13 protein-coding genes are annotated in these 12,930 nt (G+C 51.0%); 5 read left to right on the plus strand and 8 right to left on the minus strand.

All coding sequences use genetic code 11. The annotated features are described in order from the left end of the window. Nucleotides 1-8: 8 nt before the first annotated feature. Nucleotides 9-1,229, minus strand: a complete 1,221-nt coding sequence (arcA, locus tag ACQ29O_RS03480) for an arginine deiminase (RefSeq protein WP_020937321.1) — start codon at nucleotides 1,227-1,229, stop codon at nucleotides 9-11. Nucleotides 1,230-1,904: 675 nt separating this feature from the next. Here arcA and ACQ29O_RS03485 point away from each other — a divergent pair. Further along, entirely contained in the window at nucleotides 1,905-2,357 is a 453-nt protein-coding gene (locus tag ACQ29O_RS03485; RefSeq protein ID WP_000583462.1) for a YhcH/YjgK/YiaL family protein, read from the plus strand. Between the two features lie 73 nt (nucleotides 2,358-2,430). Here ACQ29O_RS03485 and argF read toward each other — a convergent pair whose 3' ends face one another. Together argF and argL are read right to left on the minus strand one after the other, a co-directional pair. After that, on the minus strand, nucleotides 2,431-3,435 hold the full coding sequence (gene argF / locus ACQ29O_RS03490; RefSeq protein ID WP_000103035.1) for an ornithine carbamoyltransferase: 1,005 nt from the start codon (nucleotides 3,433-3,435) through the stop codon (nucleotides 2,431-2,433). Next, nucleotides 3,405-3,584 (minus strand): putative translational regulatory protein ArgL, encoded by a 180-nt coding sequence (gene argL / locus ACQ29O_RS03495; RefSeq protein ID WP_371067900.1) that lies wholly within the window; start codon nucleotides 3,582-3,584, stop codon nucleotides 3,405-3,407. Before argL ends, argF begins: the two co-directional genes overlap by 31 nt. A gap of 16 nt (nucleotides 3,585-3,600) precedes the next feature. On the opposite strand from argL, the gene rraB reads away from it, so the two are divergent. Next, entirely contained in the window at nucleotides 3,601-4,017 is a 417-nt protein-coding gene (gene rraB, locus ACQ29O_RS03500; RefSeq protein WP_000002940.1) for a ribonuclease E inhibitor RraB, read from the plus strand. 11 nt (nucleotides 4,018-4,028) lie between these two features. Continuing rightward, nucleotides 4,029-4,841, plus strand: coding sequence for a tRNA isopentenyl-2-thiomethyl-A-37 hydroxylase MiaE (gene miaE / locus ACQ29O_RS03505; RefSeq protein WP_000218459.1), 813 nt, complete (start codon nucleotides 4,029-4,031; stop codon nucleotides 4,839-4,841). Between the two features lie 233 nt (nucleotides 4,842-5,074). Here miaE and ACQ29O_RS03510 read toward each other — a convergent pair whose 3' ends face one another. Both ACQ29O_RS03510 and ACQ29O_RS03515 read right to left on the minus strand, forming a co-directional pair. Further along, on the minus strand, nucleotides 5,075-5,563 hold the full coding sequence (locus tag ACQ29O_RS03510) for a DUF3617 domain-containing protein (protein ID WP_000826193.1): 489 nt from the start codon (nucleotides 5,561-5,563) through the stop codon (nucleotides 5,075-5,077). 106 nt (nucleotides 5,564-5,669) lie between these two features. Continuing rightward, complete coding sequence (locus ACQ29O_RS03515; RefSeq protein WP_119896023.1) at nucleotides 5,670-6,170, minus strand: GNAT family N-acetyltransferase; 501 nt, start codon at nucleotides 6,168-6,170, stop codon at nucleotides 5,670-5,672. A gap of 194 nt (nucleotides 6,171-6,364) precedes the next feature. Between ACQ29O_RS03515 and ACQ29O_RS03520 the strand changes: the two genes are divergently transcribed. Then, nucleotides 6,365-7,552: a YjgN family protein gene (locus ACQ29O_RS03520; protein WP_001066983.1), complete on the plus strand. Its 1,188-nt coding sequence runs from the start codon at nucleotides 6,365-6,367 to the stop codon at nucleotides 7,550-7,552. 141 nt (nucleotides 7,553-7,693) lie between these two features. Here ACQ29O_RS03520 and ACQ29O_RS03525 read toward each other — a convergent pair whose 3' ends face one another. The 3 genes from ACQ29O_RS03525 to pepA all read right to left on the minus strand — a co-directional run bounded on the left by ACQ29O_RS03525 (nucleotide 7,694) and on the right by pepA (nucleotide 12,640). After that, nucleotides 7,694-10,549, minus strand: coding sequence for a valine--tRNA ligase (locus ACQ29O_RS03525; protein ID WP_000416340.1), 2,856 nt, complete (start codon nucleotides 10,547-10,549; stop codon nucleotides 7,694-7,696). Next, the gene (holC, locus tag ACQ29O_RS03530) at nucleotides 10,549-10,992 is read right to left on the minus strand and encodes a DNA polymerase III subunit chi (RefSeq protein ID WP_001523689.1); all 444 of its coding nucleotides are present in this window, start codon (nucleotides 10,990-10,992) and stop codon (nucleotides 10,549-10,551) included. The genes ACQ29O_RS03525 and holC overlap by 1 nt, the downstream gene beginning before the upstream one ends. A gap of 136 nt (nucleotides 10,993-11,128) precedes the next feature. Beyond that, nucleotides 11,129-12,640, minus strand: a complete 1,512-nt coding sequence (gene pepA / locus ACQ29O_RS03535) for a leucyl aminopeptidase (protein ID WP_000397158.1) — start codon at nucleotides 12,638-12,640, stop codon at nucleotides 11,129-11,131. A 224-nt stretch (nucleotides 12,641-12,864) separates the two neighbouring features. On the opposite strand from pepA, the gene ACQ29O_RS03540 reads away from it, so the two are divergent. Then, the gene (locus ACQ29O_RS03540) at nucleotides 12,865-12,915 is read left to right on the plus strand and encodes a hypothetical protein (RefSeq protein ID WP_212724070.1); all 51 of its coding nucleotides are present in this window, start codon (nucleotides 12,865-12,867) and stop codon (nucleotides 12,913-12,915) included. Nucleotides 12,916-12,930: the final 15 nt, after the last annotated feature.

Raw genomic sequence — 12,930 nt, forward strand, 5'->3', positions numbered from 1 at the left:
CGTCTCCTTTAAATACCATCGCGTTCCAGTGGACAGCTCATGCAGCGTGCGCCCCCGCGCCCGCGACCCAGTTCATCGCCGGGAATGGGAAGGACGGTAATGCCGGCTTTGTCGTATTTTTCGTTGGTCCAGATGTTGCGCTCATAGCCCACCACCACGCCGGGACGCAGGGTGAGCACGTTATTGGCGTCATTCCACTGTTCGCGCTCAGCTTCAAATGCGTCGCCGCCAGTGGTGATTAAGCGCACCTGATCGATGCCAAGCGCTTTTTCAAGAGCATGAACCAGCGTGCTCTCCTGGGTTCGTTTCAGACCGCCGCGTCCGTCTGGCGTCAGCGTCCAGCACTGAACGTCCGGGCGAACGACTTCCGGATAGACGGAGAAGGTGTCGATATCAATGTGGGTCATGACGGTGTCAAGGTGCATGCAGGAGCGATGTTTTGGCAGTTCAACGGCAATGACGCGTTCCGCCTGACGATGTTTAAACAATGCCTGCGCCAGGAACTCGACGCCCTGCGGCGTAGTACGTTCAGACATACCGATCAACACCGCGCCGCGGCCAATCACCAGCACATCGCCGCCCTCTAAAGTGGCGTGGTCGTAATTAATGTCCTCGTCGCCGAAATATTTAATGAAATCACCGCCTGCGAATTGAGGATGCCAGCGATAAATAGCACGTAAATTATTCGTTTCACGTTGGCGTGCAGGTTTCGCCATGGGGTTAATTGAGACGCCGTTATATATCCAGCAGGACGTGTCACGGGTAAATAGGTGATTCGGTAATGGCTTCATAATAAAGTCATTAATATCGTGAGTATCGACCACCATATTTTTTATGGAGGCGGGAATTTCGCCGTAAGTTAAACCGCCGCTTAAATGGCGAGCCAGTTCACGGTGCGGCATATCCGCCAGCCAGGCGCGAATATCTGCGGCAAAGGTGGGCCCAAGGCGATAATCGGAAATTTGCGTATCCAGTAGCCAGGCTTTAGCGTCAGCCACATCCAGCGTTTGGGTGAGCAGGTCGGTTAACAGCAACACTTCTATCCCTTGCTGGCGCAGCGTGTTGGCAAAAATGTCATGCTCTTCGCCAGCGCGCTCTACGGATAATACATCGTCAAAAAGTAATTCCTGACAATTTGAAGGGGTAAGTCTTTTTAGACTGAGATTGGGCCGATGCAACATTATGCTGCGTAATTGACCGATTTCAGAACCGACAAAATGCTTTTCCATCATTATACCTTTTACATAATTTCAAGAATAAAGAAGGAGTGGCTGCAAATATTTAGCGTGCTTGCAGTCGCGGCGTTTCAGTTAAATTCGGGAGCAATGATTGAATTTTATTTGGGTTGTTAATGTGATGAGATTCACATCAATCAAGGAGTGCTATTTTTCTTACTTAATATATGAGCCGGGTCAGAGAAATTCAAAAAACAATAAGGCATTAAATGAATTACTACGCAGCTATATGGTTTGTTATTTTTTTATTGTTAATTATTTGTTTGTTGTATTGAATGATATTTAAATCTTAACTCATTGAAAATAAAATGATTGTTTTTAATGGTTGCATAACTATGCGTGAGGGGGATTTTATTATCGGGGATATTTAAATAATTTAAAAATAACTATGGATAGAGAAGTCATTTATGCAGGGAGAGCGAATTGTGATCGCTAAAACGTTTTTATGTTAACGCCTTTAATATCAAAGCGTTGTTAGTGATGGCAATTTGGCGCCGCTGGGGTTTATGCATAGGTACTGCATAAAGTTGGGCGAACTATTAACAATATAGAAACACCGCTGGCGATAAACATGCGCTGGCGCAAAATCGATGAGAGTAAGGGTAGTATGGCAGCCATTTTTCTCGTATAAAGAGAAATATAAAACGCTGTTTTAACTAAGGGGATGCGATGATTATTGGCAATATTGAATATCTGGAGGCCTGGCTGCCGACGGCGTTACGGCAGGCGATTGAGCACGTCAATGCGCATGTCACGGCAACGACCGCGCCAGGTAAGTATGACATTGACGGCGACAGGCTGTTTTATATGATTTCTGAAAATATGACGGAGCCGGGCGAATCGCGCAGCGCAGAGTATCACGCCCGTTATCTTGATATTCAGATTGTGCTACAAGGTCAGGAAGGGATGGCATTCAGTACCCGGCCTGCGGGAACGCCGCACACGGACTGGCTGGCGGATAAAGACATTGCATTTTTACCGACGAGCGTCGACGAGAAAACCGTCGTCCTGAACGAAGGCGACTTTGTGGTGTTTTATCCCGGCGAAGTGCATAAGCCCCTGTGCGCGGTGGGAGAACCGGCGCGGGTACGTAAAGCGGTTGTGAAAATGCTGATGGCGTAATATTTTGTGCCGGATGGCGGCGCCTGCACGTTGCGATCTTGTAGGCCAACCGCCATCCGGCATCATCACGACATTATTTAGACAGCGTCTCTACCATTACTGCTTTGATGGTATGCATGCGGTTTTCCGCTTCATCAAAGACAATGCTGGCCGCAGACTCAAAAACCTCGTCGGTCACCTCCATCCCGCCATGTAAACCGTACTCTTCGGCCATTTTTTTGCCGAGCGTGGTTTCGTCATCATGGAACGCAGGCAGACAATGCAGGAACTTAACCTGCGGATTGCCGGTTAACGCCATCATCTGGCTGTTGACCTGATAATCACGCAGCAGGGCAATACGCTCCGCCCATTTCTCTTTGGGTTCGCCCATAGAGACCCAAACATCGGTATAGATAAAATCCGCGCCTTTTACGCCTGAGGCGATATCTTCGGTCAGGGTGATGGCGCCGCCGTTCTTTTTCGCCATGGCGCTGCACTCCGCCACTAACGCGGCTTGCGGCCAGCAGGCTTTTGGCGCAACCAGACGGAGATCTAATCCTGTTAACGCGGCGGCTTCCAGCATGGAGTTACCCATGTTATTACGCGCGTCTCCGGCATAGACCAACGTCATCTCGTTAAAGGCTTTACCCAGCAGATGTTCCTGCATAGTGAGCAGATCCGCCAGTAATTGCGTTGGGTGATACTCATCGGTTAAACCGTTCCATACCGGCACACCGGAATATTCAGCCAGCGTTTCGACGATCTCCTGGCCATATCCTCGATACTGAATACCGTCAAACATCCGGCCCAGGACGCGGGCAGTATCTTTGATGGACTCTTTATGGCCGATCTGGCTCCCGCTGGAACCCAGGTACGTCACGCGCGCCCCCTGATCGTATGCGGCAACTTCGAAAGAGCATCGTGTCCGGGTCGAGTCTTTTTCGAAGATGAGCGCAATATTCTTACCCACCAGCTTTTGTTCTTCTTTACCGTTTTTCTTATCGGCTTTCAGTTTGGCGGCAAGCTGCAACAGAGCAGTGAGCTCGCTGGCGGTGAAATCAAGTAACTTTAAAAAAGGTTTTTGGTAAAACGTAGACATACTTCCCTCACATGGCTTAGGCCTCTCATTGAATTAAAATTCACTTTATATGGGTTATTATTCATTTGCAACCCTGTTTGATAAAACTTTTCTCGATAAGGTGGAGGCAACGTCGGCGGTATGTGACAATAAGAGTATCGGCAGGACATCTATGAGGAACGAGCTATGGCAAACCCGGAATTACTGGAAGAGCAGCGTGAAGAAACGCGCTTAATTATTGAAGAGTTACTTGAGGACGGCAGCGATCCGGATGCGCTGTACACTATCGAGCATCACCTTTCCGCTGACGATTTCGAAACGTTGGAAAAAGCCGCGGTAGAAGCCTTTAAACTCGGCTATGAAGTGACGGAGCCGGAAGAGCTGGAAGTGGAAGAGGGCGATACGGTTATTTGTTGCGACATCCTCAGCGAGTGCGCGTTGAACGCCGAACTCATCGACGCTCAGGTTGAGCAACTGATGAACCTGGCGGAAAAATATGATGTCGAATACGACGGCTGGGGAACCTATTTTGAAGACCCTAATGGCGAAGAGGGTGATGACGACGATTATGTCGATGAAGATGACGACGGCGTGCGTCACTAAAGCTGCATAGTATGACGGTACGGCAGCGTCTGCTGTCGTATTTTTTTAACAGGTTACGTATGAATTACCCGCAAATACTCTCTCCGGTGCTTAATTTCCTGCATTGCCCGACGCCGCAGGCGTGGATTGTCCAGGCCCGCGATCCGCAAAATCTTCCTCTTCTGCTTACCGATCACCTGATCTGCGAACTGAAGGCTGCGCAAACCGCGTTGCTGTTGGTGCGTAAATATGTCGCCGATAAATCGGGCGCCGACGCGCTGCTCTCCTGGCTGCAACCTTACGAGGCGTTCGCGTTTCGTCAGGGGCCGGAGCCGGATTTTGTTGCCCTGCATAAACAGATTAGCAAAAGCGCCATGCCGCAAACTGATGACCCCTGGGGACGTCAGCTTATCGACCGTATGGTGTTATTGATTAAAGAGGAGTTGCACCATTTTTGGCAGGTACGCGAGGTCATGCAGGCCAGAAACATTCCTTATGTGAAAATCACCGCCAGCCGCTACGCGAAAGGAATGTTGAAAGCGGTACGCACGCACGAACCGCTCACCTTAATTGATAAGCTGATTTGCGGGGCGTATATCGAAGCCCGCTCCTGCGAACGTTTTGCCGCTCTGGCGCCCTGGCTGGATGAGGATTTACAGACGTTTTATCTCTCGCTTCTGCGCTCCGAAGCGCGGCATTATCAGGATTACCTGGCGCTGGCGCAGCAGATTTCCGCCGAGGACATTTCTGCGCGCGTGCGCTATTTTGGCGAGGTGGAAGCTGACCTTATCTTGTCGCCAGACCGCGAGTTTCGTTTTCATAGCGGCGTGCCAGCCGCCGGATAAAGGGTAAAATTAAAGATTAGCGTTTTTATCTTTTACGCTGTTGCCACCTGCGTGGTCATCCGCCCGGCATCAAACTGCTGGCGAGCAGGAAAAGTCATTTTCATGATATTCTGTCCTGAGTAAAGCCTGCCCTGAGGCAGGCAAAAAGAACTCACTCAGTGTTATATTCCCGAAAGGTTACCGTGAACAATGCCCTTTTTGCATCATCACTACGGGTTCTTGTGTTGAAATACTTACTGTTTCACGCCTTTTGACGCTTCAGAGCAGGTCTTGCCAACAAAGGTTTGTTTAATTTTGTTGATGGAGGTTGTTTTATTACCTCCTGCATCGACATCCGATTTCATGGTCATCGCAAATTCTGTATCGCTTATTTTCGTCGTTTCTACAATAGAGTGCGATTTGACATCAGGATTATTACAGACAGTCTCATTGATCAGTTTGGTATCCGTACTTTCTACAAATGTTGTCGTGCAACCGCCTGCACTGGTAGAAAAACCCTTCACCATTTTTTTAGAATCTTCAGACATTTTAGGGGTATAACACATAAGCGTCGCTATGCCCGAATTTTTTTCATCCATTAATACTTCTTTTGTATCTGGATTGATGGTGCGCATTTCTATATTTTCCATTTTCCATTCGCCGGGCTGTATATCTAATGCATATACATTAGAGATACTAATAAACATAGCGGGGAAAACAATTGCTGATAATAGGCGTTTCATTTATAACTTCCTTGAATAATAAGTGATTCCCGGATAACAGGATGTTTCCGGGATTACTTATATCAGCAAAAATAATACCTGGCGAGGATAAATAAACGCCTGGTTTTCAGAGATCCTTTAACATCCTCACTTCGCAATCGACATGTCCGGTGCAACCGAGCGGTTCGCTAATATGTTCAAATCCTAAACGTTCGTATAGCGCAATCGCCTCGCGTAAAAAAGCCGTTGTTTCCAGATAGCAGCGTTTAAAACCCTGTTCACGGGCATGATCCAGCGCCATCAGCGCCAGCTTTTTCGCTAGTCCCTGACCACGAATCACCGGTAAAAAATACATTTTTTGCAGTTCACAAATGTCTGGTTCGCTACAGGATAACGGCGCCACGCCGCCGCCCACCACACAACCGTTTTGCTCTACCACCCAGTAGGCCGCGCCCGGTTGGCTATAAACCTGATACAGTTCATCCAGATTGGGGTCGGCAACGGTATAACCTTTATCGGCGGTAAGTCCGTATTCCGCTGAAACCTGACGGATGACACGGGCAATAGCGGCATTGTCAGCGGTAGTGATTCGGCGCACCGTGAGCGTTGGCGAGGCGACATTATTCATAATATGGCTCAATTTTTAAAATTTATTTATAGATTACTTTAATACCACCGTCTTGAGTTACGCGCAAGGAGATCCTGAATCAGACAAAATAAAAGGCGGAAAAATTAAACAAAAATAGTATCGTAGTCAAATCAGTAACAATTTACTGGTTTTTATTATTAATTCTAATAGATTGTAATTCAGGGATATGATTCATGAATAACGTTATCAGTAGTAAAGATAACCATAATCACACGTTGGTGTTTACAGGCAAGGGCGGAAAGTATTTTGTTATTTGCCTTGTGAATTTCTTGTTGACGTGTATCACGTTGGGAATCTATGCGCCGTGGGCGATGGTGAAATGTCGACGTTATATTTATACTAATATGACGCTAAACAATCAGCCTTTTGCTTACAAAGCCACGGGCGGCGCATTATTTATTAGTGTGTTGTTAGTTTTTATTATTTATATTGTTAGCCTCTCTCTTATTGAACACGGTCATCCCGGTCTCGGTTTTACGCTATTCGGCTTATTAATTGCGATTATTCCTTTTATGGCGGTGAAAGGATTACAGTATCAGGCGATGATGACTTCGCTTAATGGCGTACATTTTGGATTCCAGTGTTCCATGCGGCGCGCCTGGTGGTACATGTTCGCTCTTCCTGTACTCCTGATGGTGGCGCTTTATATTGTTCTTTATATTATCTCACTGGTAACCATCGCCGTCGGCGGTTTAGTGTTCAGTATCGTTTTTCTCGGTTTGCTGGCTATTATTGGGATAGGGGTCATTAACGGTATTACCTACAGCAAATGGATGACCTTGTTTGGTAATGGCGCAAACTTTGGCATTCATCGTTTCTCGATTCAGGTTAATGTTAAAACGTGCATCAGAGGGTGCGTGTTGGCAATGTTGACCCTTTTCCCTTTTGCTGTCGTGATTGGTTATCTAATCGCGCCGGTGTTCACCGACATGATTCTTTTGAGTATGATGGGGAATGCGCAGGCAGGAGGGGCGCTTATTCTGAAATATTATGGCCAGATAATGGCATGTTATTTCCTCTATTTTCTCGCGATTATTGTTGTAACCAGTTACTTATATGTGGCGTTACGCAACCTGTTTTTAAACAATTTGTCACTGGCGAACGATTCGATTCGTTTTCATTCCTCTGTCACTGCACACGGTATGCTGTGGCGGTTACTGGTGGTGTTTGTGATTTCCGGCGTGACCTTAGGGCTGGCTTATCCGTGGTTGAAAATTTGGCTGGTGAGCTGGCTGGCGCAGAATACACAGGTCCAGGGCGATCTGGATTCGCTTGAGTTAACCAATGATGAGAAGCCGCTGGAAAACAGCCCGCTAATGTGGATTTCTCGTGGCATCATGCCTTACTTCCCGTTTATCTGATGTAAAAAGGCCGACGTTTACGTCGGCCCATAATTCATGTTGTCGGATGGCGGCGTGAATGCCTTATCCGGCCTACCGATCGCGCCATGTCAATAAGCGAACGTGTAGGCCTGGTAAGCGAAGCGCCATCAGGCTTTCAGATTACAGCGCGCTAATAACTGCCTGCTGCTCAATCAGCTTCGCTTTGGCTTCTGCATAACCTTCCAGCTTCTCACGCTCTTTGGCAATCACCGCTTCCGGCGCACGGGCGACGAAACCTTCGTTGGACAGTTTGCCTTCGATACGGGCAATCTCGCCTTCGATTTTCGCCACTTCTTTCGCCAGACGCGCCAGCTCATCGTCTTTGTTGATGAGGCCTGCCATCGGGATCAGCAGTTCGGCGCCGTCGATGATTTTGGTCACGGAAACCGGGCCTTTGTCATCGGCTGGCAGCACGGTGATGCTTTCCAGACGCGCCAGGGTTTGCAGGAAGCTACGGTTGTCGTTAACACGACGAACGGCTTCTTCACTACAGCCGCGCAGCAGCAGTTCCAGCGGTTTGCCCGGGGCGATGTTCATTTCCGCACGAATGTTACGTACTGCGACGATCGCCTGCTTCAGCCACTCGGTATCGGCCAACGCGGCTTCATCCACCTGTGCGGCGTTATATTCCGGGAACGGCTGCAGCATGATGGTGTCGGCGGTAATACCGCAAATGACCTTCACGCGCTGCCAGATGGTTTCGGTGATGAACGGGATGATCGGGTGCGCCAGGCGCAGCAGACCTTCCAGTACGGTGACCAGCGTATGGCGGGTGCCGCGCAGTTCAGACTCGGAACCCCCGGTCATTACCGGCTTGGTCAGCTCCAGATACCAGTCGCAGAACTGGTTCCAGGTGAATTCATACAGAATGCCCGCGGCGATGTCGAAGCGGAAGTTATCCAGTGCTTCGCGGTAGGCTTTAACGGTCTGGTTGAGTTCCGCCAGGATCCAGCGGTCCGCCAGCGACAGCGTCATTTCGCCGCCGTTGAAGCCGCAATCCTGCTCTTCGGTGTTCATCAGCACAAAGCGGCTGGCGTTCCACAGCTTGTTACAGAAGTTACGGTAACCTTCCAGACGCTTCATATCCCAGTTGATGTCGCGACCGGTAGAAGCCAGCGCCGCCAGGGTAAAGCGCAGGGCGTCGGTGCCGTGCGGCTCAATGCCGTTCGGGAACTGCTTCTCGGTACGCTTGCGAATTTTCTCCGCCATCTGCGGCTGCATCATATTGCCGGTGCGTTTTTCCAGCAGTTCCGGCAGGGAGATGCCGTCGACCATATCCAGCGGGTCGATAACGTTACCCTTGGATTTGGACATCTTCTGGCCTTCGTCGTCGCGAATCAGACCGGTCATGTAGACGGTATGGAACGGCACCTGCGGCTTGCCGTTTTCATCTTTGATGAAGTGCATGGTCATCATGATCATGCGGGCAATCCAGAAGAAGATGATGTCGAAGCCGGAAACCATCACGCTGGTCGGGTGGAACTGACGCAGGGCGTCGGTGTTTTCCGGCCAGCCGAGGGTAGAGAAAGTCCACAGCGCGGAGGAGAACCAGGTATCGAGAACGTCTTCGTCCTGACGAAGCTGAATGTCGGCGCCGAGGTTATTTTCCTGACGCACTTCGTCTTCGGTACGGCCAACGTAGACGTTGCCGTCGTTGTCATACCATGCCGGGATACGGTGACCCCACCACAGCTGACGAGAGATACACCAGTCCTGAATATCGCGCATCCAGGAGAAGTACATGTTTTCGTACTGCTTCGGCACGAACTGAATGTCGCCGTTTTCAACCGCTTCCACCGCCGGTTTCGCCAGCACGTCTGCACGGACGTACCACTGGTCGGTCAGCATCGGTTCGATAACCACGCCGCCACGGTCGCCGTAAGGGACAGTCAGATCGTGCGGTTTAATTTCTTCCAGCAGGCCCAGCGCGTCAACGGCAGCAACGACTGCTTTACGGGCAGCAAAGCGTTCCAGCTTCTGGAACTCAGCCGGAATCTCGCTGGAATAAACGTCAGACTCTTCACCTTTGGTATCGAACACTTCCGCGCTTTCGCGGATGTCGCCGTCAAAGGTCAGGATGTTGATCATCGGCAGGGCATGACGTTTCCCGACCTCATAGTCGTTAAAGTCGTGCGCCGGGGTGATCTTCACGCAGCCAGTGCCTTTTTCCATATCGGCATGTTCGTCGCCAACGATTGGAATGCGGCGGTTAACCAGCGGCAGAATAACGAATTTGCCAATCAGATCTTTATAACGCGGATCTTCTGGGTTCACGGCCACGCCAGTATCGCCCAGTACGGTTTCCGGACGGGTGGTGGCGACGACCAGGTAATCTTTACCGTCTGCGGTTTTCGCGCCGTCGGCCAGCGGATAGCGGATGTGCCACATGGAGCCTTTGGACTCGCGATTTTCCACTTCCAGGTCAGAGATGGCGGTGCGCAGCTTCGGGTCCCAGTTCACCAGGCGTTTGCCGCGGTAAATCAGGTCTTCTTTGTACAGGCGGACAAAGACTTCTTTCACGGCATTGGAAAGACCTTCGTCCATGGTGAAGCGCTCGCGCTCCCAGTCAACGGAGTTGCCGAGACGGCGCATCTGACGGGTAATGGTGCCGCCGGATTCCGCTTTCCATTGCCAGATTTTGTCGATAAACGCATCGCGGCCGTAGTCGTGACGGGTTTTACCTTCTTCAGCGGCAATCTTACGCTCAACCACCATCTGGGTGGCGATCCCGGCGTGATCGGTGCCGACCTGCCACAGGGTGTTTTTACCCTGCATACGCTGGTAACGGATCATGGTATCCATGATGGTTTGCTGGAAAGCATGTCCCATATGCAAACTGCCGGTGACGTTCGGCGGCGGGATCATGATGCAGAAGGACTCTTTGCTTTCGTCGCCGTTAGGCTTGAAATAGCCCTGCTTTTCCCAGTGCTCGTAAAGCGGCTGTTCGATATCTTGGGGGTTATATGTCTTTTCCATTATTTCCAGGTTGCCGTATTCAGGTTAAAACCAGCCACGCGGTAGGCTTTGTAGCGTTCGCGCGCCAGTTGTTTCAAAGTTTCTTCGTAAGGGACGAAGTCTACCACTTCTGTGAAAGCGGTGGCAAAATCTGCAAAGCTTGTACGCAGGCTGATTAAAATATCGCGCGGGCTGCTGTTGCGTTTTTGCGGCCAGGCGATTTCAACCGGCGCGCCGCCGCGTGGGCCTTCGCCTGCCAGATTGTGCGGGACAAAACTTTCCGCCGGTCTTGCCCACAGCGCTTCATCCAGCCGAATGGCCTGCTTCTCATCTTCGCAGGCGATCAGCACGCGCTTGCCCGCGCGCCAACGTTCTGCGGCAATTTCACACACCAGTTGTTCAACGGCGCTTAAACCGTTGACGGTGGTGTCATTATCCAGAAGATAGAACGTCGCATTTTTCATATATGGGGCTTCTTGTGGTGGATTTAAATGCGTTGTCATGATGCCTCCCGTAGGCCGGATAAGCGCAGCGCCATCCGGCAAAACGCCTGATGGCGGCGCTAATGCGCCTTATCAGGCCTACGGGGTAATCTCAAACTTACTCTTCGCCGTTAAAGCCTGCACGATTGAGCAGGAACTGCGACAGCAGCGCTACCGGACGACCCGTCGCGCCTTTCGCTTTGCCGGAACGCCAGGCGGTACCGGCGATATCCAGGTGCGCCCAGTTGTACTTACGGGTAAAGCGCGACAGGAAGCAGCCCGCGGTGATAGCGCCGCCAGGACGACCACCAATGTTCGCCATATCCGCAAAGTTGGACTCCAGTTGTTCCTGGAACTCATCGCCCAGCGGCAGACGCCACGCGCGGTCGCCCGCTTGCTCGGACGCGCCGATCAGTTCATGCGCCAGCGGGTTATGGTTCGACATCAGACCGGTAATGTGATGGCCCAGCGCAATCACGCAGGCGCCGGTTAGCGTCGCGACGTCAATGACGGCTTCCGGTTCGAAGCGCTCAACGTAGGTCAGCACGTCGCACAGTACCAGACGGCCTTCAGCATCGGTATTCAGCACTTCAACCGTCTGACCGGACATGGTGGTCAGTACGTCGCCCGGACGATACGCGCGTCCGCCCGGCATGTTTTCACAGCCCGCCAGTACGCCGATAACGTTAATCGGTAGCTGAAGCTCGGCGACCATACGCATCACGCCGTAAACCGCCGCCGCGCCGCACATGTCGTACTTCATCTCGTCCATCCCTTCAGATGGCTTGATGGAGATGCCGCCGGAGTCGAAGGTCAGGCCCTTACCCACCAGCACGATCGGACGCGCGTCTTCGGACGGATTGCCCTTGTACTCAATCACCGACATCAGCGATTCATTCTGCGAACCGTGGCCGACCGCCAGATAAGCGTTCATACCCAGTTCGCGCATTTGCTGTTCGCCGATCACGCGGGTGATGACATTTTTGCTGTAGCTGTCGGCCAACTGGCGCGCCTGTGACGCCAGGTAGGCGGCGTTACAGATATTGGGCGGCATGTTGCCGAGATCTTTCGCAGCCTTAATCCCGGCGGCGATGGCCAGACCGTGCTGAATGGCGCGTTCGCCGCTGGTGAGCTCACGGCGGGTCGGCACATTAAAGACCATCTTACGTAGCGGGCGGCGCGGCTCGCTCTTGTTGGTCTTGAGTTGATCAAAGCTATAAAGCGTCTCTTTGGCCGTTTCGACGGCCTGACGCACTTTCCAGTAGTTGTTGCGGCCTTTAACGTGCAGTTCGGTCAGGAAACAGACGGCTTCCATCGAACCAGTATCATTCAGAGTATTTATCGTTTTCTGAATAACCTGCTTATACTGACGTTCATCAAGCTCGCGCTCTTTGCCGCAACCAATGAGGAGGATTCGCTCGGAAAGAACGTTAGGAACATGGTGCAGCAACAGAGTCTGCCCCGGTTTTCCTTCCAGTTCGCCGCGACGCAGCAATGCGCTGATGTATCCGTCGCTAATTTTGTCGAGCTGTTCTGCAATCGGAGAAAGGCGACGCGGTTCAAAGACGCCCACGACAATGCAGGCACTCCGCTGTTTCTCCGGGCTACCGCTTTTTACACTGAACTCCATGCACTATGCTCCTGAATCTTAAAGACAACAGTGGTGGCTACAGCTATACTCGTCGTCTTTCAAGTTGCAGATGCGTTGGCTGCGCCTGCCTGCAACTCGAAATCCATTAGAGTATAGAAATTGAAAGCTTTCGTAACTCATGTCCGCTGTTGCGGTGACTTCGTGTTAATCTTAACGTTATTACGGCATTGGCACGTCAGAACAAGTTCTGAGAGGTGAATCCGCTGAGTATAATGATCTTAGCGATGATTTCGACGACTCAAGAGAATAAATGACGTTTAAGCCATGAA

Origin of the sequence: Salmonella sp. GDC200615, from assembly GCF_050574145.1 — a bacterium.
Lineage (GTDB): Bacteria > Pseudomonadota > Gammaproteobacteria > Enterobacterales > Enterobacteriaceae > Salmonella > Salmonella enterica.

Coding starts and splice junctions, on each gene's coding strand:
- ACQ29O_RS03520 (WP_001066983.1), top strand. CDS start 6,365: ATGAATAACGTTATCAGTAGTAAAGATAACCATAATCACACGTTGGTG.
- holC (WP_001523689.1), bottom strand. CDS start 10,992: ATGAAAAATGCGACGTTCTATCTTCTGGATAATGACACCACCGTCAAC.
- arcA (WP_020937321.1), bottom strand. CDS start 1,229: ATGGAAAAGCATTTTGTCGGTTCTGAAATCGGTCAATTACGCAGCATA.
- argL (WP_371067900.1), bottom strand. CDS start 3,584: ATGTCCTGCCGATACTCTTATTGTCACATACCGCCGACGTTGCCTCCA.
- ACQ29O_RS03525 (WP_000416340.1), bottom strand. CDS start 10,549: ATGGAAAAGACATATAACCCCCAAGATATCGAACAGCCGCTTTACGAG.
- pepA (WP_000397158.1), bottom strand. CDS start 12,640: ATGGAGTTCAGTGTAAAAAGCGGTAGCCCGGAGAAACAGCGGAGTGCC.
- miaE (WP_000218459.1), top strand. CDS start 4,029: ATGACGGTACGGCAGCGTCTGCTGTCGTATTTTTTTAACAGGTTACGT.
- ACQ29O_RS03510 (WP_000826193.1), bottom strand. CDS start 5,563: ATGAAACGCCTATTATCAGCAATTGTTTTCCCCGCTATGTTTATTAGT.
- argF (WP_000103035.1), bottom strand. CDS start 3,435: ATGTCTACGTTTTACCAAAAACCTTTTTTAAAGTTACTTGATTTCACC.
- ACQ29O_RS03485 (WP_000583462.1), top strand. CDS start 1,905: ATGATTATTGGCAATATTGAATATCTGGAGGCCTGGCTGCCGACGGCG.
- ACQ29O_RS03515 (WP_119896023.1), bottom strand. CDS start 6,170: ATGAATAATGTCGCCTCGCCAACGCTCACGGTGCGCCGAATCACTACC.
- rraB (WP_000002940.1), top strand. CDS start 3,601: ATGGCAAACCCGGAATTACTGGAAGAGCAGCGTGAAGAAACGCGCTTA.